22 protein-coding genes are annotated in these 23598 nt (G+C 45.0%); 11 read left to right on the top strand and 11 right to left on the bottom strand.

Going from position 1 to position 23598, the window contains the following annotated elements:
• Positions 1-9: 9 nt before the first annotated feature.
• A complete protein-coding gene (gene rfbA / locus NQ518_RS02595) occupies positions 10-891 on the bottom strand; it encodes a glucose-1-phosphate thymidylyltransferase RfbA (RefSeq protein ID WP_227208228.1) in 882 nt (293 codons plus the stop codon).
• Positions 892-1192: 301 nt separating this feature from the next.
• Here rfbA and NQ518_RS02600 point away from each other — a divergent pair, with 301 nt between their 5' ends.
• From NQ518_RS02600 to rny, 4 genes are all read left to right on the top strand, one after another.
• On the top strand, positions 1193-1822 hold the full coding sequence (locus NQ518_RS02600; RefSeq protein ID WP_227208226.1) for a hypothetical protein: 630 nt from the start codon (positions 1193-1195) through the stop codon (positions 1820-1822).
• 138 nt (positions 1823-1960) lie between these two features.
• The gene (locus NQ518_RS02605) at positions 1961-2254 is read left to right on the top strand and encodes a hypothetical protein (RefSeq protein WP_102697151.1); all 294 of its coding nucleotides are present in this window, start codon (positions 1961-1963) and stop codon (positions 2252-2254) included.
• Positions 2255-2262: 8 nt separating this feature from the next.
• Positions 2263-2565 (top strand): cell division protein ZapA, encoded by a 303-nt coding sequence (locus tag NQ518_RS02610; RefSeq protein WP_102697112.1) that lies wholly within the window; start codon positions 2263-2265, stop codon positions 2563-2565.
• Positions 2566-2738: 173 nt separating this feature from the next.
• Entirely contained in the window at positions 2739-4271 is a 1533-nt protein-coding gene (gene rny, locus NQ518_RS02615) for a ribonuclease Y (protein ID WP_227208224.1), read from the top strand.
• A gap of 609 nt (positions 4272-4880) precedes the next feature.
• On the opposite strand, the gene NQ518_RS02620 is transcribed toward rny, so the two are convergent.
• From NQ518_RS02620 to NQ518_RS02630, 3 genes are all read right to left on the bottom strand, one after another.
• On the bottom strand, positions 4881-5786 hold the full coding sequence (locus NQ518_RS02620) for an IS3 family transposase (protein WP_260107754.1): 906 nt from the start codon (positions 5784-5786) through the stop codon (positions 4881-4883).
• A complete protein-coding gene (locus NQ518_RS02625; RefSeq protein WP_102696941.1) occupies positions 5783-6163 on the bottom strand; it encodes a transposase in 381 nt (126 codons plus the stop codon). The genes NQ518_RS02620 and NQ518_RS02625 overlap by 4 nt, the downstream gene beginning before the upstream one ends.
• Positions 6164-6264: 101 nt before the next feature.
• Positions 6265-6930 (bottom strand): MgtC/SapB family protein, encoded by a 666-nt coding sequence (locus NQ518_RS02630; RefSeq protein WP_227207255.1) that lies wholly within the window; start codon positions 6928-6930, stop codon positions 6265-6267.
• A 142-nt stretch (positions 6931-7072) separates the two neighbouring features.
• On the opposite strand from NQ518_RS02630, the gene NQ518_RS02635 reads away from it, so the two are divergent.
• Positions 7073-8278 (top strand): L-serine ammonia-lyase, encoded by a 1206-nt coding sequence (locus tag NQ518_RS02635; protein ID WP_227207253.1) that lies wholly within the window; start codon positions 7073-7075, stop codon positions 8276-8278.
• Between the two features lie 27 nt (positions 8279-8305).
• Here the strand turns inward: NQ518_RS02635 and NQ518_RS02640 are convergent, their stop codons facing one another.
• Genes NQ518_RS02640 through NQ518_RS02650 form a run of 3 tightly spaced genes read right to left on the bottom strand, consistent with a single transcriptional unit; the run spans position 8306 to position 13016 of the window.
• The gene (locus NQ518_RS02640; RefSeq protein ID WP_227207251.1) at positions 8306-9844 is read right to left on the bottom strand and encodes a DUF5687 family protein; all 1539 of its coding nucleotides are present in this window, start codon (positions 9842-9844) and stop codon (positions 8306-8308) included.
• A gap of 57 nt (positions 9845-9901) precedes the next feature.
• Entirely contained in the window at positions 9902-10534 is a 633-nt protein-coding gene (locus NQ518_RS02645) for a LolA-like putative outer membrane lipoprotein chaperone (RefSeq protein ID WP_227207249.1), read from the bottom strand.
• 13 nt (positions 10535-10547) lie between these two features.
• Positions 10548-13016, bottom strand: coding sequence for an FtsK/SpoIIIE family DNA translocase (locus NQ518_RS02650; RefSeq protein ID WP_227962438.1), 2469 nt, complete (start codon positions 13014-13016; stop codon positions 10548-10550).
• A gap of 109 nt (positions 13017-13125) precedes the next feature.
• Between NQ518_RS02650 and NQ518_RS02655 the strand changes: the two genes are divergently transcribed.
• The 3 genes from NQ518_RS02655 to tilS are packed head-to-tail and all read left to right on the top strand — an operon-like array spanning position 13126 to position 16271.
• Positions 13126-13794 (top strand): 3'-5' exonuclease, encoded by a 669-nt coding sequence (locus tag NQ518_RS02655; RefSeq protein ID WP_227207247.1) that lies wholly within the window; start codon positions 13126-13128, stop codon positions 13792-13794.
• On the top strand, positions 13769-14953 hold the full coding sequence (locus NQ518_RS02660) for a class I SAM-dependent rRNA methyltransferase (RefSeq protein ID WP_227960938.1): 1185 nt from the start codon (positions 13769-13771) through the stop codon (positions 14951-14953). The genes NQ518_RS02655 and NQ518_RS02660 overlap by 26 nt, the downstream gene beginning before the upstream one ends.
• Positions 14946-16271, top strand: coding sequence for a tRNA lysidine(34) synthetase TilS (tilS, locus tag NQ518_RS02665; protein ID WP_227207243.1), 1326 nt, complete (start codon positions 14946-14948; stop codon positions 16269-16271). The genes NQ518_RS02660 and tilS overlap by 8 nt, the downstream gene beginning before the upstream one ends.
• A gap of 174 nt (positions 16272-16445) precedes the next feature.
• Here tilS and kdsB read toward each other — a convergent pair whose 3' ends face one another.
• Positions 16446-17198, bottom strand: a complete 753-nt coding sequence (kdsB, locus tag NQ518_RS02670) for a 3-deoxy-manno-octulosonate cytidylyltransferase (RefSeq protein WP_227207241.1) — start codon at positions 17196-17198, stop codon at positions 16446-16448.
• 106 nt (positions 17199-17304) lie between these two features.
• On the opposite strand from kdsB, the gene NQ518_RS02675 reads away from it, so the two are divergent.
• The 3 genes from NQ518_RS02675 to NQ518_RS02685 are packed head-to-tail and all read left to right on the top strand — an operon-like array spanning position 17305 to position 21722.
• A complete protein-coding gene (locus NQ518_RS02675; RefSeq protein WP_227207239.1) occupies positions 17305-18438 on the top strand; it encodes an MORN repeat-containing protein in 1134 nt (377 codons plus the stop codon).
• A gap of 43 nt (positions 18439-18481) precedes the next feature.
• Positions 18482-20551, top strand: coding sequence for an alpha amylase C-terminal domain-containing protein (locus NQ518_RS02680; protein ID WP_227207238.1), 2070 nt, complete (start codon positions 18482-18484; stop codon positions 20549-20551).
• Between the two features lie 10 nt (positions 20552-20561).
• Complete coding sequence (locus NQ518_RS02685; RefSeq protein ID WP_227207236.1) at positions 20562-21722, top strand: DUF6057 family protein; 1161 nt, start codon at positions 20562-20564, stop codon at positions 21720-21722.
• A gap of 50 nt (positions 21723-21772) precedes the next feature.
• Here NQ518_RS02685 and NQ518_RS02690 read toward each other — a convergent pair whose 3' ends face one another.
• From NQ518_RS02690 to NQ518_RS02700, 3 genes are all read right to left on the bottom strand, one after another.
• Positions 21773-22240, bottom strand: coding sequence for a hypothetical protein (locus tag NQ518_RS02690; protein WP_227207235.1), 468 nt, complete (start codon positions 22238-22240; stop codon positions 21773-21775).
• Between the two features lie 84 nt (positions 22241-22324).
• A complete protein-coding gene (gene ruvC, locus NQ518_RS02695; protein WP_227207234.1) occupies positions 22325-22918 on the bottom strand; it encodes a crossover junction endodeoxyribonuclease RuvC in 594 nt (197 codons plus the stop codon).
• Between the two features lie 12 nt (positions 22919-22930).
• Positions 22931-23575 (bottom strand): MBL fold metallo-hydrolase, encoded by a 645-nt coding sequence (locus NQ518_RS02700; RefSeq protein ID WP_227207232.1) that lies wholly within the window; start codon positions 23573-23575, stop codon positions 22931-22933.
• Positions 23576-23598: the final 23 nt, after the last annotated feature.

Here is a 23598-nt window from a genome sequence, read left to right on the forward strand (position 1 = left end):
GCCATCCCGTTAAATAGTCCTGCTCGCGATGTCTAAAAGGTATTTTCCATAATTGTTTTTCAACATTGGCTCTGCCAATTTCTTGAGTTGTTTGGCATCAATCCATCCTTGCTTGAAAGCAATTTCTTCCAAGCAGGCCACTTTCAATCCCTGTCTTTTTTCAATCACCTCGATAAAGGTGCTTGCTTCCGAAAGACTATCGTGTGTTCCCGTGTCCAACCATGCGAACCCACGTTGCAGAGTCTTTACTTGAAGTTGCTGTCGTTCAAGAAATGTTTGGTTAACAGTCGTGATTTCCAGTTCTCCTCGTTCGCTTGGTTTGATATTCTTGGCAATGTCAATTACAGAGTTTGGATAGAAGTACAGTCCCACTACAGCATAATTGCTTTTAGGGTGTGCGGGTTTTTCTTCAATGCTCAGGCATTTCCCTTGACCATCAAATTCCACCACGCCATACCGTTCTGGGTCGTTCACATAGTAGCCGAAAACGGTTGCCTTATCTTTTTGTTCGGCGTCTTTTAAGCTCTGTTTCAGCAGAGCGGTGAATCCCGAACCATAAAAAATATTATCACCCAGCACCAGGCATGCGGAGTCGTCACCAATAAAGTCTTCACCCAGGATAAACGCTTGTGCCAAACCGTCAGGGCTTGGCTGTTCAACGTATGAAAACTCCACGCCGAGGTCATGCCCATCGCCAAGGAGTCTCTTGAACCCTGGTAGGTCATAGGGAGTCGAAATGATGAGAATTTCTTTAATTCCAGCCAGCATCAAGACTGATACTGGATAATAAATCATGGGTTTGTCAAAAATGGGAATGAGCTGTTTGCTTATTCCTTTGGTGATGGGATAAAGGCGTGTTCCGGAGCCACCGGCTAAAACGATTCCTTTCATTCTTCGAATCTAATTGGTTATTAATCTGATAATCGCAACAGAATTAAACTTACTATGGCTATCACTTGAATAATCAACTTGCATGATTAGATTGTTCCTTTTGTTACCAACAGGAATCAAGCGTCATGCTTGTTGTACTTTTTTCTAAAGTTGTGTACAAAGGTATAAATAATTATTGAAAGCGGAAAGTGCTACAGCTAAAATTGTTTCTTTTGTTTTGTATATTTATGGTTTTATCATACCTTTGTAGAGATTTAGGAAAAAACTCTTAGTTACGAAATGAATTTAATTTTACAATATAATGGCAAATTTATTATCAAAACTGTTTGGAAAGAAAGATCGAAATGACACTACTGGTGGGATGGAAGACTACATGACACTCATCAGGGTTTACTTTCAATCGGCTATAGCAGCCCAGTTGGGTATCAATAACTTAAAGATGCTGCCCGACCTCAGGACGTTCAAAATCACTCTACGCGTGCCCACTGTCAACAACAAACTGGGAGTGGGCGAGAAAGCACGGTGCAAAAACATGTTGAAAGAAATGTATCATACAGATGATCTTTTTTTCAAAGAAATCGATCAGAGTATACGAAAGAATTGTCGAAGGTTGGAAGATGTGCAACCTTACTTGCTACAGTTTCAGGGGTTTACTCAAGAACTGATGATGCTTGTCGGAAACTTGATGAAGTTTAAATTGCGTATGCCGTCCATTTTCAAAAGTGCATTGTACACCATGACAGAAAAGACCGTGAACGACATCTTTACTAAAAATGACTATAAGGATGCAGGCGTCATCAAAGCTGTGGTCGCTGTTCGGCAGTACAACAAACGACTGGGATTCTCTCAAAAATGGACTACCGATTTCATTCATCAGGTAGTAATGCTGGCTAAAAAAGAACCGAAGCCAGGAAATGAGAACCAAAAATAACCATCAATCACACAAAACATTACGACAACTTGGCGTTGCTCGCACAACCAGCTAAGATTAAAGTGATGGACAAAAAAACAACCGATAATTTGTGATTGTCAATTTATTACGCTAAATTTGTGACCAAATTGTATGTCGATGGATGCTAATGAGAAAACTCTAACGCTCTTTACCACTCGCATGAGGCAGATGATTCTCCAGTACAAGGAAACAAAACAGGAGAACAACAGCTTGTATGCCATGGTTGACGAGCGTGATGCCAAGATAAAACAGCTCGAGGCGAAGTTGAATCAAGCACAAAATGACTACAACAGTCTCAAACTAGCCAAGATGATAGAAATTTCCACCACTGACATCGAAGTGGCCAAAAAACGGTTGTCAAAGCTGATAAGAGACGTTAACAAATGTATCACGCTACTGAATGAAAAGTAATCGGAGCGATGGCAGGAGACAATAGAGATAAACTACAGATAAGATTGCATGTTTACGATACCGACATGAGCGTCACGGTCATGCGGGAGGATGAGGAGTATTATCGTAAGGCAGCCAAACTTATTACTGATACTGTAAACACTTACGCTTCTGTTTTCAAGGCAAAGAGAAGCGAGAAGGATATACTCTATATGGCATTGATTGACATAGCATTGCGTTACGAGAAAGAGTTTGCACGCAATGATGTCACCCCGTATAGTAAAATCATATCTCAATTAACTTCTGAAATTGAAGAGGCACTGAAGGATTAAACCAACCTTCCACAACGTGCATTCTTGTACCAGGAAGTTATTTATCTTTCTAAGCCGTTCTGATTTTAAGCGGAAATGTATGGTGCAACGTGCGGATTGCCGCGCTTACGCATGATTCTTCCAACCTCTTTCATTTATGTAGTTATTATAAATGAAATTTAAATTTAAAAATAATGAGTATAGTAATTGTTGCCATCGTAGCGCTGATTCTTGGCGGACTGGGTGGCTATGCGATTTTCCGTTACATTGTTAAAGGAAAATATAATGAAATGGTAGCAGCCGCTAATAAAGAGGCTGATGTGATTAAGGAAAAGAAATTGTTGGAGGTCAAGGAGAAATTCCTGAACAAGAAATCTGAGTTGGAGAAGGAAGTTCAACTGCGCAACCAGAAAATCCAACAGACCGAGAACAAGCTCAAGCAAAGAGAAATTGGATTGAGTCAGCGTCAGGAAGAACTCGGACGCAGAAAACAGGAGGTAGACCATCAGCAACAGCGCATCGACAATGAAAAGAAATTGTTGCAAATTAAGCAGGCCGAACTCGAAAAAATGCAACTGCAAGAGCGCGAAATGCTGGAAGAACTCTCTGGACTTAGTGCAGAAGAAGCAAAAAGCAGATTGATAGAAAGCCTGAAAGACGAGGCCCGTACAGATGCAGCCGGCTACATCAATGAAATTATAGACGAAGCCAAGCTCAATGCCAACCAAGAGGCTAAGAAAATTGTCATCCAGACTATCCAGCGCGTAGCCACCGAGACGGCTATTGAAAATTCTGTCAGCGTCTTCCATATAGACAATGACGAGGTAAAAGGTCGCATCATTGGTCGCGAAGGACGCAACATCCGTGCCTTGGAAGCTGCAACGGGAGTAGAAATCGTTGTCGACGACACACCCGAAGCCATCGTTATTTCTGCGTTCGATCCAGTGCGTCGAGAGGTTTGCCGTTTGGCTCTTCACCAGCTCGTTGCTGATGGACGTATCCACCCCGCACGTATAGAAGAGGTGGTGGCAAAGGTGAAGAAGCAACTTGATAACGAAATCATCGAAACGGGAAAACGTACCGTGATCGACCTAGGCATTCATGGTTTGCACCCCGAACTGGTACGCATCGTAGGCAAAATGAAATATCGCTCAAGCTATGGACAGAACCTCCTTCAGCATGCACGCGAAACCGCTAATCTCTGTGCGGTGATGGCGTCAGAACTGGGACTCAATCCCAAAAAGGCAAAGCGTGCAGGACTTTTACACGATATTGGTAAGGTACCTGATGAGGAGAGTGAACTGCCTCACGCACTATACGGTGGCAAATTGGCCGAAAAATACAAGGAGAAACCGGATATCTGCAACGCTATCGCAGCCCACCATGATGAGGTAGAGATGCAAACACTGCTGGCTCCCATTGTCCAGGTGTGTGATGCCATCTCGGGTGCGCGCCCTGGTGCACGTCGCGAAATTGTGGAAGCATACATCAAACGACTGAATGACCTCGAGGCCATCGCGATGAGTTATCCTGGCGTGACGAAGACTTATGCCATACAGGCTGGCCGCGAACTTCGCGTTATCGTAGGTGCCGACCAGATGGATGATGCCGAGTCGCTGAAGTTGTCAGATGATATTGCCACCAAGATACAAAACGAGATGACCTATCCTGGACAGGTAAAAATCACTGTCATTCGCGAAACACGCAGTGTGGCCTACGCTAAATAAGAGGCGCTAAGATTATAATTATATCCACTAAGATCATAAGTAAAGGGTGTGTCAAGCTGTTGATGCACCTTTTTTTGTTTCGTCATTCCCAAAAATATACCGCTATAGGCGTTTCTCCTATGTATGGCCGAGCACAAAATACGAAAGAAAGTTCAGGCTGCGATAGCGTGCTAGATGCTGGCAGCCATACAGATGAAATGTAAGTGGTGGCGTTCCGACAAGCACGTCGTCTGGTCAGCCACCGACTGCTTGACGTGTAGTGGATTCAATCCCATTGAGTTTAGCATCCAATCTCTATGACTTTGCCAATCAAAAGCATTGACTTTGGATGTCAAACTCATTGACTTTGTCATTTCCTAAAATCGCTTGACAGTTTTTAGTTGTTTATTCTATATTACTTGTCAATATTTTTTTATTGTACTATTTTACTTGTCAATCTCCGTTTTTCGAGGCTTATAAGCATTTCCTTTGGTGGAGAAATGAAATAGCCTAAAGAGGAGCGAGCCTTGTTTTGGGCAAGTTCTTCAGGGGCTCGATGCCCCTGGAGAACTTAGGTAAGCTAGCCTGTAAGCGTCGCTCACCTTGTTTTGGGCTTGGCAAAGATAGTTCTTATTTTGCTGACGCACGACTGTTTTTCTCTTTTTTCCAAAGATTCGGCCCAGGTTCCTCTCCTGAGTATACGGCCATGGGCGTTTTCTTTCCGATGCTCATGTGCGGTCGCTTGAGGTTGTAGAAATCAATCATTTGCGCTATTTCACGCTGGGCGTGATTGAAGTCTTGATACATCTGATGCTGATATATCCATTCCACTTTGAACGTGCCGTTTTGTCTTTCGGCCATGGCGTTGTCCGTTGGTTTGTAACATTCGGTCATGCTGACTCGGATGTGGTGACTCATAAGCGTGTCAATGTATTCGTTACAGGCATATTGCACGCCTCTGTCAGAGTGGTGTATGGTTCCGCAAAGGTTGTCTCCTCCGGCTTTTTGGATGGCCATGAGCAGTGCCTTCCGGGTGTTCTCCGCCTCCATGGTCTCTGACAGGCACCAGCCTATCACTGCGTGGGAATAGGCGTCCGTGACCAGATGCAGATACAGCACGTCATGGGCAATCCAGATATAGGTGATGTCCGCAACCCACAACTGGTTAACCTGATTCACCTCAAGGCCTTGTGCCAGATTCGAATATTTCTTGTAGAGATGGTTGGAGTTTGTCGTTCGCCGGCGTTTGGGCTTTTTCAACATCAGCCCATTACTGGAAAGCAGGCGGAGGAAGGCATCCCTCCCATGGGTGATTTCCACTCCCAAGTCCTGCTTTAGCAGGTGATGTAATTTCACGCCTCCCAGTCCCGGGCAGTACTGGCGATAGTAGTCTACCATGGAGAGGATCAGGCGCACGCGCTGTTGCTCGGAAACGACAGTCTTGCGCTTGTTGTAATACCATTGGCGTCGTTTGTCAAACAGACCACACAATTTTTCGATGGATACCTTGGAGTATTCATTGTGCAGCGCCGTCACTGTTTGACACCACCTTTTTTTAATATGGAAATGCCCTCCTCGGCTTCGGCGATGTCTATCAATTTCTTGTAAGCGTAATTGCGAAGACGCTCATATTCAAGAGCTTTCTCTAAATCAGCTATCCGCTTTTCTAAAGCGTCTTGAGCTGTGAATTCTACGTTGGGATGTGCCATTTTGTAAGTGTTGATTATTTCTTCCGGCAAAGATAAGCATTTTGAATCAACAGGCCACTTCTTCATCCACGCCAGCAGAAGGCCGTGCGAGAGCCCATACTTGCGAGCCACCGATAATTTAGAACCGCCGCCAGAAAAATATTCACTTAACACTTGCAGCTTGAACGCGTCACTAAATTCTCTTCTTTTGCTTGATTTCGTCATGTCTTTTTACTTTTTTTTGAGTTTGATTATGTGTCAAGCTATTTCAGTATAAGACACTTTGAAAATGGATTGATAGTTTGTTGCCGAACAAAGCAAAAGCTTTACTCAATACTTTTTACCGTAACTCCCTCAAAATGAGATATTAAAGACAAAATGTGGTTATTGGCTTTGGCTCGCTTAATGGTTATTTCCATTTCGACGTTGTAGTTAGCTCCTATGCTAGTTTTTTCAGGGTGAATCTCGTATGAGTTGATGGTTATCTTTTCTTGGTCAAGATGATTCAGGATTTCTTGGATGTGTGTCTTGTCAGAAGCGGTAAATGTGAGATTAATGTTTCGGTTGCCAAAACGTTTCATCGTATAATTCAACGTTTCCAAGCAGGCAAGCACCATGATTGTTGAAGCCACAGCAATTACATACATGCTAGCTCCGCATGCCAGACCGATGGCGGCCGTTGCCCATAAACCTGCGGCCGTTGTGAGTCCGCGAATCACCTGTTTTTGGAAAATAATGGTGCCGGCACCGATGAAACCTATGCCCGACACAACTTGTGAAGCAATGCGCGAAGGGTCTAAAGACACATTTGGCTGTGTGGCAAGAATGTGTTCAAAACCGTACTGAGATACCACCATGAAGAGTGCACTGCCCAGGCCTACGAGAAAGTGTGTGCGAAAACCTGCTTCTTTGGCTCTGTATTCGCGTTCTAAACCGATGATACCGCCTAACAATGCAGCTATCATTATGCGAAGAATCAAATCAATGTCCATATTATACCTTTATTCGTGCGAAGATAAATAAAAATTCATGGAATAGCAAACTAGCATTAGAAAAAATAGCTACCTTTGTACCAGATTGTATTTCGAAGTTTCAAGACATCGATTTGAGTCGATCAAAAACAAACGTGAAGTTATGAAATCGTTGAAAGAATTGTATAAAATAGGTAGGGGACCCTCCAGCAGTCATACCATGGGACCTCAATTGGCTTCAAAGATATTCTTGGAGAAATATCCTCATGCCCATAGTTACGAAGTGACGCTCTATGGCAGTTTGGCCGCAACGGGCAAAGGGCACATGACCGACGTGGCTATCATTGACGTACTGGGAGTGAACCATAAGTTGGAAATAGTGTGGAAACCCAAGATATTTCTTCCATTCCATCCCAACGGAATGGAGTTCAAGGCTTTTGGTGAGCACCAGGAACTGTTGGGCAGCTGGGTGGTATATAGTGTCGGTGGCGGTGCCTTGTCGGAAGGAAAAGGCGATGATGATCTGTTCAATACCCAGGATGTGTACGATTTGAACACCATGAAGGACATTATGAAATGGTGTGAAACCAATGGTCGAAGCTACTGGGAATATGTCGCCATGTGTGAAGGTGATGATATTTGGGACTATCTCATGGAATGTTGGAACGTGATGAAAGCGGCTGTAGAACGAGGCATCAATCATGAAGGAGTGCTGCCCGGTCCCCTGAATCTTCGTCGAAAAGCGCCCAGCTACTATGTGAAGGCGACGGGGTACAAGAGGTCTTTGCAAACACGTGGACTTGTATATGCATACGCACTGGGGGTGAGTGAGGAGAATGCTTCCGGTGGAACTATTGTCACAGCCCCCACCTGTGGTGCATCTGGTGTGATGCCAGCGGTGTTGTATCATTTGGCCAAGGGACACGAATTCAGTGATACGCGCATCCTACACGCTATGGCCACGGCTGGACTGTTTGGTAACATCGTGAAGCACAATGCGTCTATCTCTGGCGCTGACGTAGGATGTCAGGGCGAGGTGGGCGTGGCTTGCGCTATGGTTGCTGCGGCAGCGTGCCAGTTGTTTGGTGGCAGTACCATGCAAATAGAGTATGCGGCCGAGATGGGGCTTGAACACCATTTGGGTATGACCTGTGATCCAGTATGTGGTTTGGTTCAGATTCCGTGTATCGAGCGCAACGCTTTTGCCGCAACCCGGGCATTGGATGCGAACTTATACTCCTCGTTTTCAGACGGCAAACATCGTGTGTCGTTTGATAAGGTGGTGAGAGTGATGAAGAGAACAGGACACGACTTACCTTCGCTTTATAAAGAAACCAGCGAAGGAGGATTGGCCGCAGAGAAGTTTTAGTCTAGTTCGTCAATTTGCGTGTCAGCGCTATCGTGAGCTTTGAAAGCCTTCCAGCAGTTGGTATTTCTTGCGCATCATCCTGTTATAAATATTGCGAAGCCAAAACTTACTGGTGGCGATGAAAGCTACGCCTACGACCAACATGAAGGCATAGACCTGTTGTTCGCTCATGAAACCGCTCAATGTGGTAATGAGAATGCTGGGTACAAAGAGACATCCCATGGTGACAACCAGCTGTCTGTAGTTGTTTTCCATTCCGGCCTTACTTATGTATTTGGTGTTGAGCGGTAAGGTTTGCTTGTTGTAGACGGCCATTTGGAAAAGGATGAAATATTGAAAACCTGCCGTAAATACAGCATAAGCCAGAAGCATGAGCAATGACCATTTGCCAACAACGACTGTTTGGATCATCAACAGGAAGGGTACTAACAACATAGCGCAGTAGAATATATATTTCGCTTTGAGTAGTGATAGAATGTTTTCCTGGTGCACCATGAGGCAATCTATGTAGTTGCCTTCATTGCACATGATGCGTGTCAGCATCACCGCACCAAAGACAACAAAGTTGTAACAACCCAAGAACGAGACCATGGCGCCGCTGTCGTAGATGTCTGTAAAAGAGAGGAAGACAGAGAAAACGAACACCACACTGACGGAGGTAATGAAGCTTTTTCGGGGATTCTTGTTGCGCAATAAGTTTTTTACCTCAAGTTGTAGGTAAAGACCTGTTTGTCCAAATCGCTCAAAGAACGAAAGCTTATTGACATGGCGCAGGTTCGTTTTTTCTAAATGCATCAATTCTGACTGGATGTGTGCATACTGGATGCGTCGGTTGAGGAAGAAAAGAAGAACCAATAAGGCTACAAGGACGAGGTAGGGGAGAAGGCTACCATCTGTGATGAAATGTCCTATGCCAGTATAAAAGTCAAACAGGTGATCTATTCTGGCATGCTTGCCTAAATACCAAGGCATGGCCATGATGGCATAAACCACGCCCACCAATATCCACCAAAGTGCGCTGTCATTGGTTAAGGTTCGTGCAATATAATACCATTGTGTATTGATCAGCATGAGTAGCCAAAAGAAGAATAACACGCCGAGTGATACCCATACACCAGAACTGAAGACGACCGACATCAGTACATAGGGAACATAAAAGGAGAACCAGGTGAAGTTGTATCCAGAAAGAAGTGATGTTCCGATGAAATTGTCAATGCAAGCATACTTGGAAATGGGCAACAGAACGTAGGGCTTAATGAGCTGTGCGGGGATTTCTTGGAAGGCAAATCTAAATAAAAAATCAAGCACAAGGATGAAAGGAACTGTTCCGCAGACGAATTCAACTGGGGTGTAGGAGCGGCTGTCATTGGCTGCCAATGAAAAAAGAATGGCGATGAAGCAAAAATAAACGAACCCAAAAATGGTCATTCCCCACATGACGTACTTGGCAGCCTTGTTTTGTTCAAAACTTAAATTGCGTTTCTCGGCTAGTTTCCGATGGCGCCAAATCATCTTGAACAAGTCAAATCGTTGTTTGAAATCTGCTAACAGCTGTGATCGTTCCATTGACTTCATGTGGTTAAATATTGATAGGTGATTTCTTGTTCGCTAGCTTGGCTGTGACTATCTCAAGTCAATAACCTCGGCAGACGGCAAGTCTTTCGATTGGAATACGAAAGTGCTGTTGGGAAGGTTCTTGGCTTTAAAGTTGCTGATGTTGATGACGGTCCAGCTACCCCCTTGTTTGATTTTTACTTGCGACGGATTGTAGGTTCGCTTGTTGATGGAGATGTACATTTCAGGTATGCCATTGTTCTTGTTTTGGGCAACCATGTGTACTTCGTAATTGTTTCCTTTTACACGGTGACTCAGTCGATATCCCGCCTTATACATGTTGATGAAGGTGTAGGGATTCATGGAGATTTGCTGCGAACGCGATGGGGTAGAGATGTTCACCTCGTTGGTGCTCTTCATGTAGCTCCACTGCGTTTTGCCGTCAAACCACACCATGGCTTGGGGTGTTCGTGCATGAAACTTGTTGCCCTTGATGGCAATAGTACCGGAAGTCTTTCCCATTTTCGCACTTGCAATCGTGAAGTTTACACTCGCACCACCTGCTCTTCCAACCACTTGGGCTGTCCTATCCAGTATTTTTCGGGTCTGCGAATTACTTTGACTGCTTGCATTTGTATATAAGGTGACTGCAAATAGGAATATAATTACTCTCTGTACGTTTAAAAATAGATATCTTTTCATTTTATATTTTCTTTTATGTTGAATGGATGGCAGCAATGATTGAGTTGAGTGAAGCTTCGTCTTGCACCAGCACATCCCTTGGTTTGCTGCCTTGAGCGGGACCAACAATGCCGGCCGCTTCGAGCTGATCCATCAGCCTTCCCGCGCGGTTGTACCCGATAGAGAACCGCCTTTGAATCATACTGGTTGAGCCTATCTGACTTGTGACGATGGCATGGGCTGCTTCTTCGAAGAAGGGATCGAGACTTTGTATGTCGCCACCTCCCGCACCCGCGGTACCAGTTTTCCCGTCAACAGCAGGTTCGGGCAACTCCAAAGGTGACACCGGACCGGGCTGACTGGCTATGAATTGATTGATTCTCTCAATCTCTGGTGTGTCAACAAATGCACACTGAACGCGGACAGGCTCGTTTCCATTGAGGAAAAGCAGGTCGCCTCGTCCCACCAATTGGTTGGCACCAGGACGGTCAAGGATGGTTCTCGAGTCGATCATGGCACTTACCTTGAAGGCCATTCTGCCGGGGAAGTTGGCCTTGATGTTACCAGTAATGATGTTGGCGGTGGGTCGTTGAGTGGCGATAACCATGTGTATGCCCACGGCACGGGCCAACTGTGCGATACGAGTGATGGGGGCTTCAACCTCTCTTCCAGCAGTCATAATCAGATCGCCATACTCATCAATTACGACAACGATGTAGGGCATGTATTCATGTCCTTTGGTTAAGTTTAGCTGGTGATTGATGAATTTCTTGTTATACTCCTTGATGTTTCGTGCTCCGGCTATCTTCAGCATGTCATAGCGATGATCCATCAAGGTGCAAAGTGAATTTAGCGTCCTAACAACTTTCGTCACATCGGTGATGATAGGCTCATCATCATTGTCTGGAACTGATGCCATGAAGTGGTCTGTAATAGGAGAGTAAACACTGAATTCCACCTTTTTGGGGTCGATTAAGACAATCTTCAACTCATTGGGGTGCTTCTTGTAAAGCAGCGAAGTGATGATGGCATTCAGCCCGACAGACTTACCTTGTCCCGTTGCACCAGCGACTAAAAGATGGGGAATCTTTGCCAAATCCACCATAAACACCTCGTTAGTGATGGTCTTTCCTATGGCTAAAGGCAGCTCCATGGTTGACTCTTGGAACTTTTTAGAGTTCAATATGCTTTCCATGGATACGATAGTCGGTTTCTTGTTTGGCACCTCAATACCAATGGTACCCTTTCCTGGGATGGGAGCGATGATGCGTATTCCCAATGCGGCAAGGCTTAAAGCGATGTCATCCTCCAGGTTTCTGATTTTAGAGATGCGCACTCCTTCGGCTGGCGTAATCTCATAGAGGGTGATAGTTGGGCCTACCGTGGCCTTAATCTCACGGATTGAAACACCAAAACTGTTAAGTACTTCTACGATACGAGCATTGTTAGCCTTGATTTCGTCCATGTCTACCAATGGCTTGTTGTCGCTCTCGTATTTCTTTAACAAGTCAAGCCCGGGATATTTATACTTCAAGAAAGGCTCTTTGGGGTTGATAGGTGTCTTCAAAACCTCTTCTGCTGTCAATGTCTTGCCAGACGCTTTCTCATCTTCAGCAGCCACTTCGACCGTCAGATGTGATGCCCCGTCTTCACTTGAAGGCTGTGTGGAAGCAGTCTTTCCGTTGGATTTTTTCGTAGAGGTGTTTGTAAATTTAGATACATCTGTTAAATCTACCACTGTTGGCTTTGAGTCTTCTTCATCATCAGATGACGTGTTGCCAATGGGCTGAGCCTCATCTTCCTCCTCTGACTTAACCGCAGAAGCAGTGTTATCATGACGGGTGAGATTCGTTACCGTGAATGGAATCTTACGAGTTAAGTACTTCACGGGGTTCAATGCCTTTCGAATCACTTCTATTGTTTCGGCACTTAAATAAGTTAAAAACGCCAGTGCCACCAACAACAAAATGGCTGTTAAACCGGGAGGACCTACTAAATTCTCTAATTGTTGTACGCAGAACATGCCATGTCGGCCACCAGGATTGAACACAAGTTCACCCATCAGCGGTGTTGCAAACTTGGCAAGCGTGACAGAACTCCATATCATAACGAGAGCCATGCCAAGAAACCATTTCCATAGGTTAATCTTGTAGACTTTCATTAAGCTAAGTCCCAGCAAAATAATGAACAGAGGTATCAGAAATGCGGGAATACCAAAGTTGACTGTAATCAGCGTATAAGCGATGATAGCACCGATACTTCCGCAATAATTTGAGAAGGTACGATCAGCATTCATCCATTCTCTTGGCCGCAAATCCTCCAGGATACTTTGGTCTGCCTGTCCCGTATAAAAATAATTAACCATTGCAACGATGACGTACAGTGCAATGACCGATAGGATAGCACCTAAGAGAAAATCTGTTTTTTCGTTGCTGAAGATATTTTGAAAGCCTACAGCTTCACCCACATTCTTTGGTTTTCGCTCGGGCTTCTTTCTTTTTATTCCCATATCAAGTCTATGTGATTTGAATGCAAAAATAGCGTAAATATGTCAGAATCCTTCACGTTTTGATAACTTTTTTCTATTTTTGCAATTCATAAGAATATGGGTTATGAAGAGAATTATCTATAGCAAATTCAACAAGGAAGCCATCCACACACTCCCACAAGTTTTATTTTCAGGTCGAATCATTGTCGTGACCACCGAAAAAATGGCAGAAAAAGCGGTGAAATTCTTGTTGGCTCAAGACATTTTAGGCGTAGATACCGAAACGCGTCCCGTATTCAGAAAAGGACAATCTTACCAAGTTTCATTGTTTCAGGTCGCTACCAGGGAGATTTGTTTCTTGTTCCGTCTTAATATGTTAGGCATCACTCCAGCCATCAAACTCTTGCTGGAGAACACGAAAACCAAGATGATTGGATTGTCGTGGCATGACGACTTGTTGATGTTGCATAAAAGATGTGATTTTGAGAAAGGATATTTCATTGATTTACAAGATATTGTCGGTGAACTCGGAATCAAAGATTTAAGTCTTCAGAAGTTGTATGCAAATATCTTTCATCAAAAGATTAGCAAGCGTCAGCGCCTCACCAATTGGGACCAGGAGAACCTCACAGATAAACAAAAGCTATACGCAGCCACTGACGCATGGGCCTGTATCATGTTGTATGAAGAAATACTTAGGCTGAAAGAAACAGGCGATTATACGCTCATACCTGACGAAGAAGAAAATAACGCTAAACAAGTAAAAGATGACAACCAAAACCATACAGCTTAAAAAGGGTAAAGAAGAGTCGCTCAAACGCTTCCATCCCTGGATTTTTTCTGGTGCAATCCTTCGGATGGATGATGGGATTGAAGAAGGCGAACTTGTCAAAGTAGTGACCTTTCACCGAGAGTTCATTGCGATAGGGCATTACCAAATCGGCTCCATCGCTGTGCGAGTATTGTCGTTTAGGGATATCACTATTGACCAAGAGTTTTGGGAGTCAAGACTAAAGGCTGCCCTGAATATGCGCATTGCCATTGGTATTGCCGACAATCCAACAAACAACACCTACCGATTGGTGCATGGTGAAGGCGACATGTTGCCAGGCTTAATCATTGATTGTTATGGGAAAACGGCTGTCATGCAAGCGCATAGCGTCGGAATGCACGTGGAAAGACTGCCTATATGTGAGGCTCTTAGGAGCGTGATGGGCAGTCGTATCGAGCATGTTTTCTATAAAAGTGAGACCACTTTGCCGTTCAAAGCCGAATTGGGACAACAGGATGGATTCCTCTATGGTGGCAGCGATGACAACGTAGCTATCGAGAACGGACTGAAATTTCATGTGGATTGGTTGAAAGGGCAAAAGACTGGCTTTTTCGTAGACCAGCGTGAAAACCGCACTTTGCTGGAAAAATATGCCAAAAACCGCTCGGTACTCAACATGTTTTGCTACACTGGAGGCTTCTCAGTGTATGCCATGCGCGGTGGGGCCAAGCTCGTTCATTCGGTTGACAGCAGTGCTAAAGCCGTAGAGTTGACCAATGCGAACATCGAGTTGAACTTCCCGTCGGATGCCAGGCATGCGGCTTTCTGTGACGATGCTTTCAAGTATCTCGACGCTCACGATGCACAATACGATCTGGTGGTGCTGGATCCTCCCGCCTTTGCCAAGCATCGGGCGGCGCTACGCAATGCTTTGAAGGGCTATACCCGACTGAACGTGAAGGGGTTCGAGCGCATCAAGCCCGGAGGAATACTGTTTACGTTCAGTTGTTCACAGGTGGTGACGAAAGAAAACTTTAGGAATGCCGTGTTTACAGCGGCCGCCCAGGCCAAGCGCAAGGTTCGCATTCTGCACCAATTGCACCAGCCTGCCGATCATCCCATCAACATTTACCATCCCGAAGGAGAATATCTGAAGGGCCTCGTCTTATACGTTGAATAAGTTTGAGCATCATATTCAGAACTATATCTCATCTTTGTCATTGCTTCACAAAGATGAGTTGTATCTGGTAGCCCTTTCAGGCGGAGCCGACAGCGTGTGCCTGCTTCGCTGCCTCAAGACACTGGGTTACCGCCTAGAAGCCATCCATTGCAATTTTCGTTTACGCGGTGAAGAGTCGGATAGGGATGAGCTTTTTTGCCAAGAGTTGTGCCGAAAACTTGACATTCCCCTGCATTTGGCGCATTTTGACACGCGCTCTTATGCCGAGTTGCACCATGTGAGCATTGAAATGGCGGCCCGCGAGCTGAGATACGACCATTTCAAAAACCTTTGTAAGGACATGGGTGCTGGCGGCGTTTGTGTGGGTCATCATCAGGACGACAGCGTAGAGACCATTTTAATCAACCTGGTTCGCTCAACGGGCATTCATGGGTTGACGGGCATTGCGCCTAAAAACGATTATATATACAGGCCACTACTTTGTGTAAGTCGCAAAGAGATAACGGATTACCTGCAAAGCATTCAACAAAATTATATCACCGACAGCACCAATTTAGTGCCCGATGTTCAGCGCAATAAAATGCGGTTGGAAGTGATTCCGCTTTTGGAAAGCATCAATCCAGCGGCACAGCAAAACATCTTACAAACGGCCCTGCGCCTGGCTGATGCTGTGAGTATCCTTGACGGGTGGATGGAACGAGTGGCCCAATGGAAACCCCGTGGATCTTATTGGTATTTCCACCTCAAGGAGGTTACGCACGAATACATATTGTGGTATTTGCTGAAAAACCATCAATTCACCTCCAAGCAGATTGACAACATTTATGAAAACAGAAACAACGGTAGCGGAAGAGTGTGGACCTCCAAGACGCACGAGTTGCTGATTGACCGCGACCAACTGGTGTTGGCGCAGCGCAACAATGAACCACAGAAGCCACTCACCATTCCGGAACCAGGTGTTTACCGCTTTGATACTAAGTTGAAAGTGAGGCTTTCCGTTATCGCCGCCCCCATATCGGCTCAAACCGTCAAGGATAAACGCTGTGCCTATATTGATTTTGACCAAGTAAGTTTTCCATTAGTACTCAGACCTGTCCAGCCGGCCGACCGCTTCCAGCCTTTCGGCATGAATGGAACTAAATTGTTGAGCGACTACATGACCGACCGAAAGATGTCGCTGTTTGAGAAACGGCAGCAACTGGTGCTGACCGATCATCAAGGACATATACTGTGGGTGGTTGAGGAGAGGCTGGCCGATCCCTATAAGATGACAAAAGAAACGCAAACGGTTTTAAAAGTAGAAATGCTTCACGAATGAACATCATCTTATCATATACCAGCGGTGCTTCCAACCAATTGAAAACCATGATGATACATAGATGGCTTTAAAAGCATTGAGTTTGGCGTTCAAACTCAATGCAATTGAGCCCCAAACTCAATGACTTTGGCGGCCAAAGTCCATGCTATTGAAAATCCATCATTAGGACATTAGTTACTCCACCTGCTGCAAATGTCCTAAAAAGCGTTCGGCCCGCTCCAAATCTTCGGGTGTATCTATTCCTACAGTCTCAATGTCAGTGAGACCAACCTTGATACGATAACCATTCTGCAACCACCTTAACTGTTCCAAACTTTCGGCCAATTCCAACGAAGATTGCGGCAGCTGTGTGATTTCCCTGAGAACATCCCTGCGGTAAGCGTAAATGCCCAGATGCTTTAAAAAAGGATATTGGCTCATCCACTCGTCACCTTTTTTGTTTCTGATGAATGGGATGACCGACCTTGAGAAATACAGCGCATACCCATCTTTATCCACCACAATCTTAGGTGAGTTGGGATTTTCCAGCGCCTCCTGGCTTTCAAACCGTTTTCCCAGCGTTGCTATTTGCGTCTTGGAGTCGTCGAAGCAATGGCACAACGTTTCTATTTGCTGTCGCTGAATGAAAGGCTCGTCGCCCTGAATGTTGAGCACAACGTCACACGTCAGTCCCAATTGCTCTACTGCTTCCTCGATTCTGTCTGTTCCACTTTGATGGTTAGGGCTGGTCATCACCGCTTTTCCGCCAAATGCTGTGACGGCATCAAAGATGCGCTGGTCGTCAGTTGCGACGAAAGCATCTTCCAATACCTGTGAAACCTGTTCGTACACCCGTTGGATAACGGTCTTGCCACCCAGCATGGCCAAAGGCTTTCCGGGGAAACGGGACGACCCGTAGCGCGCCGGTATGATACCTGTAAACTTCATAAAAAATCTAATTTAAGACGTACAAAGATACTAAATAATACTAATAGTCTTTGCTGTCTCAGTAAAAATAAGTACTTTTGGACGGTACAACAAAACCCGTTATCACGTGAAGAAAGAACTATTATCCATCATATTGTTACTATTTCCATTCTATGTTTTTGCCCAAAAACTCACCTTGGGCTCTTGTACAATATCCGAAGGCGAGGGCAAAGCTCGCGTCACTGGACAATACAAAGGTGAAATGTCTGGCGGTAAGCCTCAGGGGAAGGGCAACGTGCTATACAGCAATGGCAATACTTACGAGGGCGAGTTTGTAAAAGGCAGACGACAGGGGTATGGCATCTATACGTTTGCCGATGGAGAAAAATATGAAGGTCAGTGGTTTCAAAACCAGCAGCACGGACGGGGCACCTATTATTTCGCAAACAACAACAAGTATGTGGGATTGTGGTTTCGCGACTATCAGCAAGGTCACGGTGTGATGTATTATTACAATGGCGACCGCTATGAGGGTAACTGGTATCAAGACAAACGCCAAGGCAAGGGAACTTACACCTTTTCTACGGGCGCCTATTACAAAGGGCAGTGGAAAGATGATGAGAAAAGTGGCAAGGGATACTTTGATTGGGGCGATGGTTCCAGCTATGACGGTCAGTGGCAGAACAATGTGCGTGAAGGAAAAGGACTTTACAAATATGCCGACGGCGACGTCTATTCAGGCGACTGGTATGGAGATATCCAGAACGGAAAAGGTATCTATAAATTCCAAAACGGCGACTTGTACGAAGGCGAATACGTTGACGGCGAACGAACTGGAGAAGGCATCTTCCGTTTGGCCAACGGTGATAAATATACCGGAACGTTCAAAGATGGCGAGAAAAATGGTGTGGGAACGATGACATGGGCCAATGGCGACCGCTACACCGGGTTGTGGAAAAATGACTTGCAGAACGGCAAGGGGAAGTTGGTGAAGAAGAATGGCGATGTTTTTGAAGGTGACTTTAAGGCCGGGAAGGTGCATGGTGAAGTGATTATTCACTATGCTGACGGCAGCAAATACAAGGGTACGTTCAAGAATGGCAAGCGCAATGGCCCTGCCATAGAAGAAACTAAAGACGGCAAGCGATTTGAAGGGTCGTATGTAGACGATGCCAGAGACGGCAAGTTTGTAGAGAAAGATCGCAATGGAAAGATTCTTCAGCGTGGGCATTACGAACGTGGTCGTCGTTATGTGGATTAGACATTTCATATATATCAACATCCTATATTAAGTCAGGTCTATCATGAAAAATAATACATCACACCACCCAAAGGGTGCAGAAACAAAACATCAGGAAGAGGTAGCGAGTGAGTTGGGTATCATCAAGAATGATCCTTATCTGGAACCTTACGCCAACGCCATCTGCGGCAGGCATGAGCATGCGATGGCAACCCAAAGACGTTTAACGCAAAACGGAAAGTTTACTTTAAGCGAATTTGCTTCGGGACACCATTATTTTGGTTTGCATCCAACTGCAGAAGGGTGGGTGTTCAGAGAGTGGGCACCCCATGCGACGGCCATTTATCTGGTTGGTGACTTCAACAACTGGGAAGAACGGCCTGAATATGCCGCCAAGCGTGTTGAGGGAACGGGCAACTGGGAACTGATGATGGACAAAACTTCCATCCACCATGGTGATCTTTACAAGATGCATGTTCATTGGGAAGGTGGACAGGGTGAGCGCATTCCGGCTTGGGTGAACCGCGTGGTTCAAGACAATCAGACTAAGATTTTCTCGGCTCAGGTATGGTGTCCAGAGGTTCCTTACGCATGGAAGACAACCAACTTTAAAGCCTCCAGAGATCCGTTGTTCATCTACGAATGCCACATAGGCATGGCGCAGGATGCCGAGAAGGTTGGTACATACACCGAATTCAAGGATTATGTGCTGCCGCGCATCGTGAAAGCTGGTTATAACTGCATACAGATTATGGCCATACAAGAGCATCCTTATTATGGCTCTTTTGGCTATCATGTCAGCTCATTCTTTGCAGCATCCTCGAGATTTGGTACACCAGAAGAACTGAAAGAGTTGATAGATGCAGCCCATCAGCAGGGCGTGGCTGTCATCATGGATATCGTGCACAGTCATGCAGTCAAGAACGTGGTTGAGGGACTGGGTAATCTTGCGGGCGATCCTAATCAGTATTTCTGTCCCGGTGACAGACGCGAACATCCTGCATGGGACAGTTTGTGCTTTGATTATGGCAAGGACGAGGTGATGCACTTCTTGCTGTCCAACTGTAAATATTGGTTGGAAGAATTCCATTTCGATGGGTTTCGTTTCGACGGAGTCACCTCGATGCTCTATTATAGCCATGGATTGGGGGAGGCGTTTACCAACTATTCCGATTATTATAACGGTCACCAGGACGGTGATGCCATTTGTTATCTGACATTGGCAAACCAGGTTATTCATGAAGTGAACCCAGATGCGATAACTATTGCCGAAGAGGTTAGCGGCATGCCGGGCTTGGCTGCCAAGGTGAAGGATGGCGGCTTGGGCTTTGATTACCGCATGTCCATGAACATACCCGATTTCTGGATCAAGACCATCAAAGAGCTGAAGGATGAAGATTGGAAACCCAGCTCCATCTTTTGGGAAATCAAGAACCGGCGTTCTGACGAGCAGACCATCTCGTATTGCGAGAGTCATGACCAGGCCTTGGTAGGTGATAAAACCATCATCTTCAGGCTGATTGACGCTGACATGTATTGGCACTTCAAGAAAGGTGATGAAAATGCACTGGTTCATCGTGGTATAGCACTTCACAAGATGATCAGGTTGGTTACTGCATCCACAATGAATGGAGGTTATCTTAACTTCATGGGAAACGAGTTCGGGCATCCTGAATGGATTGATTTTCCAAGAGAAGGAAATGGATGGAGCCATAAATATGCTCGAAGACAGTGGAACCTGGTGGACAATCAGGAACTGGATTATCATTATTTGGGCGACTTCGACCGCGCGATGGTCAACCTGTTGAAATCACAGAAGGGATTCAACAAAACGGTGGTTCAGGAGATTTGGCATCATGATGGCGATCAAATATTGTGCTACATGCGGGGAGATTTGGTGTTTGTGTTTAACTTCTCGCCCTCCCAATCATTTGTTGATTATGGCTTTCTCGCTCCGGCAGGAAGCTATCAAGTTGTGTTGAATACGGATGATCCCCAGTTTGGCGGTAATGGTTTGACAGATGATAGCGTGGAGCATTTGACCAACTTCGACCCTCTGTACGAAGAAGCAAACAAGGGGTGGCTTAAATTATACATCCCGGCACGCAGTGCTATGGTCTTGAAAAAAAAGTAAACACCTCCTCTTGATCACACAGTCTATAGCTCGTTTGAATGATACGTTGTTGATACGTTGGGTGAGCAGCATTCTCTTTTGTTGCTTTACTTTCGTGTATCTATATGTGTACCAAGCTGATGTTTTGGCCGTGGCGCAACATATACTGTCAGAGGGAAAAACCTCTTACCATGCTGGTGTCGGGGCAATATTGATTACCTTGACACTCTATCTGGTGCACCTTGGCGTATCTTATTTTTGTCGTCCTTCAGGAATAGGGTACTCGCTTACCTTTTTCCCCTCATTACTACTGCTGACGATTCTGACAGATATTAGTGATAACATTGACCGCAACTTCTCGTTGGGAGGATGGTGGATAGCGGCACCTTTGCTGCTGTTGGCCTATGGAGGCCTGATGTGGGTTCTCAAGAGAAACAGGCACCAAGTGGAAGAAGGAAAAGCGTATGAGGTGTTTGTGCATCTCTTGTGGCAAAATATCATGTCGCTGGGCGTGATGTTTGTGCTGGTAGGTCTGTTTAGTAATCATGACGTGGCATTTCATGAGCGCGCAAAAATGGAACAGGCTATCGTCAACAAGGAATACAAAGATGCGCTGGAGGTGGGGAAAAACAATTTGAAAACCGATTCAAACCTTGTGATGCTGCGTGCTTATTGCTTGTCAAAGACGCATAAAATGGGGGAGAGTCTGTTTGAATATCCTTTGATGGGCGAGTCTCAATCGCTGCTGCCAAATGGCAGTTCAGTGAGAATGTTGATGACACCAGATAAAGACGTGTATCGTTACATCGGTGTCATACCTAGACAGCAGATGCCTGTCATGCGCTATTTGAAACTCATCACGGAGAGCAGAAAGGCCAAGAAACCAGCCGGAGATTATTTGTTATGCGGCTATTTGTTGGATAAAAATTTGGACAAGTTTGTGGTTCATCTTCCTCGTTACTATCATGTTGACAGCTTGTTGCCTAAACATTATCGTGAGGCATTAGTGCTTTATACCCATTCGCGTTCAAATCCAAAGCTGGTATATCATGATGCGGTGACAGATGCGGATTACAGAGATTATCAGGATTTGGAAAAAAAATATCCCGAAAAGATGGTCAGACAAACCAAAATTCGGGATATCTATGGGAAAACATATTGGTACTACTTTCATTATCACCAAAAGAAGTGAGTGCCAATGTGCCTGATGAGTTGGGAACACCCCTTAGGTGCAACCTCTTGTTATTTCACTGCATTTAATGCTTTTACCCAATCGGTGTCAATGGAAAACTGCGTGATGAATTTTTCATTGTCAACATATGCGTAGGTGATTTCTTTCTCCGGATCGTTAAAAAGAGGATTTTGAACGGTGGCATTTTTGAATCGAGCCATCAAGATTTCTTTGTCCTGCTTATTGGATGAGCGAGCCAACCGCTTGACATAGCTATTGACAAAGTCAATCATGGCATTGGTCTGTTTCCCCAATTCCAACTCGGTGAAATGGTCGTTTTGCGCCGCTTTCGTGATAAGGTAGAAGATAGCATCGGCCTTGAAAGTGGCTATTTTCCGCTCTTCCAAGTTTCTTTTCGTATCATTTTTGATGGCTTCAGCCTGGTGCATGATGCGATTTACTTCATTGTAAATTTCTTGTGACATGGCATTCACTGCAAATGTGCAGGTGAAAGCGAGTAGCATAATGATTTTTTTCATAATTCTCTTATGTTTTTTGTTCTTGTTCTTAATTTGATATAATTGGGTGGTTATGAATCTTTTGAATGTTCTTTTGTCGTTCTGTTACTTGGTAGACGATTGTGAAAGTCTGTTTTTATTCTTATTGATAAAGTCTTTCCAGCCGTGGTACTTGTTGTCTGCGCTGGGTCTTCCCATCTGAAGAAAATGGCAATAGGCAGCCCCGAGGGCGTCTGTAGCGTCCATGAAATGCGGCATTTCGCTTTGATTTATTTTCAAAAGTCTTTGAAGCATCCCAGCCACTTGTTCCTTACTGGCCTGACCTTGACCAGTGATAGCCATCTTAATCTTGAGCGGAGCATATTCATGAATGGGTACATCGTGGTGAATGGCCGCAGCGATGGCCACTCCTTGGGCACGTCCCAACTTTAACATGGACTGCACGTTTTTTCCGAAGAAAGGTGCTTCAATGGCCATCTCATCGGGTAGATATTCATCAATAATGCCAGTGATACGATCAAAAATATGTCCCAATCGAAGGTAAGGGTCATCAGTCTTTCGCATGTCAATCACCCCCATGGCTACCATGGAAGGCTTTCTTTCAAGAATCTTAATGACGCCATAACCCATTACATTGGTACCAGGATCGATTCCCAGTATCACTTTTTCTTTGATTTGCTGTTGTTGGGGAGTTGTCATTGCGTATTCGTTTTAGCGATCCATGTAGGGATTTCCTGCGAGTTCAGTGCCGATTGTTGTTGGTTCACCATGTCCAGGGTATATCTTAGTGTTGTCAGGAAGCTGTGAAAGCATCCTTAAACTCTGAATCATCTGGAACATGGAGCCTCCCTGAAGATCAGTTCTTCCGATGGATAGGTGAAACAATGTATCGCCTGAAAATGCAACATCCTCTTCTTGACAATAAAAGAACACGCTTCCAGGTGTGTGTCCCGGAGTTTCTATCAATGTGAATTGGTGTGTTCCGAAGGATATGATATCATCTTGGTTGAGATACTGACCCACACTTGGGAAATCGTCAGAAAGCTTAACACCCACAAACGCTTCAGCTTGTTCTTGCAGTAGTTGCATCAAAAAAGCGTCAGCACGATGAACTTTCACCTTTAATCCGTATTTTGTATAGACAAACTGATCGCCGAAATGGTGATCGACATGTCCGTGCGTGGCGATGAAATCAACAGGTTTTAAACCTTGAGCTTCGATGTATTGTGCTATGGCTTTCTGCTCTTTTTCATGAAAGGCCCCACAATCAATGATGATACATTCCTTGGTTTCATCACTGACTACATAGCAGTTTTCTTGCAGCATATTGCACTCGAAGCATTTGATATTGAGCATAACTTATCGTCTTTTAGTGTTGT

Origin of the sequence: Hoylesella buccalis ATCC 35310, assembly GCF_025151385.1 — a bacterium.
Taxonomy (GTDB): domain Bacteria; phylum Bacteroidota; class Bacteroidia; order Bacteroidales; family Bacteroidaceae; genus Prevotella; species Prevotella buccalis.

Coding starts and splice junctions, on each gene's coding strand:
- rfbA (WP_227208228.1), bottom strand. CDS start 891: ATGAAAGGAATCGTTTTAGCCGGTGGCTCCGGAACACGCCTTTATCCC.
- NQ518_RS02645 (WP_227207249.1), bottom strand. CDS start 10,534: ATGAAAAGATATCTATTTTTAAACGTACAGAGAGTAATTATATTCCTA.
- NQ518_RS02600 (WP_227208226.1), top strand. CDS start 1,193: ATGGCAAATTTATTATCAAAACTGTTTGGAAAGAAAGATCGAAATGAC.
- NQ518_RS02630 (WP_227207255.1), bottom strand. CDS start 6,930: ATGGACATTGATTTGATTCTTCGCATAATGATAGCTGCATTGTTAGGC.
- rny (WP_227208224.1), top strand. CDS start 2,739: ATGAGTATAGTAATTGTTGCCATCGTAGCGCTGATTCTTGGCGGACTG.
- NQ518_RS02700 (WP_227207232.1), bottom strand. CDS start 23,575: ATGCTCAATATCAAATGCTTCGAGTGCAATATGCTGCAAGAAAACTGC.
- ruvC (WP_227207234.1), bottom strand. CDS start 22,918: ATGACAACTCCCCAACAACAGCAAATCAAAGAAAAAGTGATACTGGGA.
- NQ518_RS02640 (WP_227207251.1), bottom strand. CDS start 9,844: ATGGAACGATCACAGCTGTTAGCAGATTTCAAACAACGATTTGACTTG.
- NQ518_RS02625 (WP_102696941.1), bottom strand. CDS start 6,163: ATGACGAAATCAAGCAAAAGAAGAGAATTTAGTGACGCGTTCAAGCTG.
- NQ518_RS02680 (WP_227207238.1), top strand. CDS start 18,482: ATGAAAAATAATACATCACACCACCCAAAGGGTGCAGAAACAAAACAT.
- NQ518_RS02660 (WP_227960938.1), top strand. CDS start 13,769: ATGACAACCAAAACCATACAGCTTAAAAAGGGTAAAGAAGAGTCGCTC.
- NQ518_RS02655 (WP_227207247.1), top strand. CDS start 13,126: ATGAAGAGAATTATCTATAGCAAATTCAACAAGGAAGCCATCCACACA.
- NQ518_RS02635 (WP_227207253.1), top strand. CDS start 7,073: ATGAAATCGTTGAAAGAATTGTATAAAATAGGTAGGGGACCCTCCAGC.
- kdsB (WP_227207241.1), bottom strand. CDS start 17,198: ATGAAGTTTACAGGTATCATACCGGCGCGCTACGGGTCGTCCCGTTTC.
- NQ518_RS02605 (WP_102697151.1), top strand. CDS start 1,961: ATGGATGCTAATGAGAAAACTCTAACGCTCTTTACCACTCGCATGAGG.
- NQ518_RS02690 (WP_227207235.1), bottom strand. CDS start 22,240: ATGAAAAAAATCATTATGCTACTCGCTTTCACCTGCACATTTGCAGTG.
- NQ518_RS02610 (WP_102697112.1), top strand. CDS start 2,263: ATGGCAGGAGACAATAGAGATAAACTACAGATAAGATTGCATGTTTAC.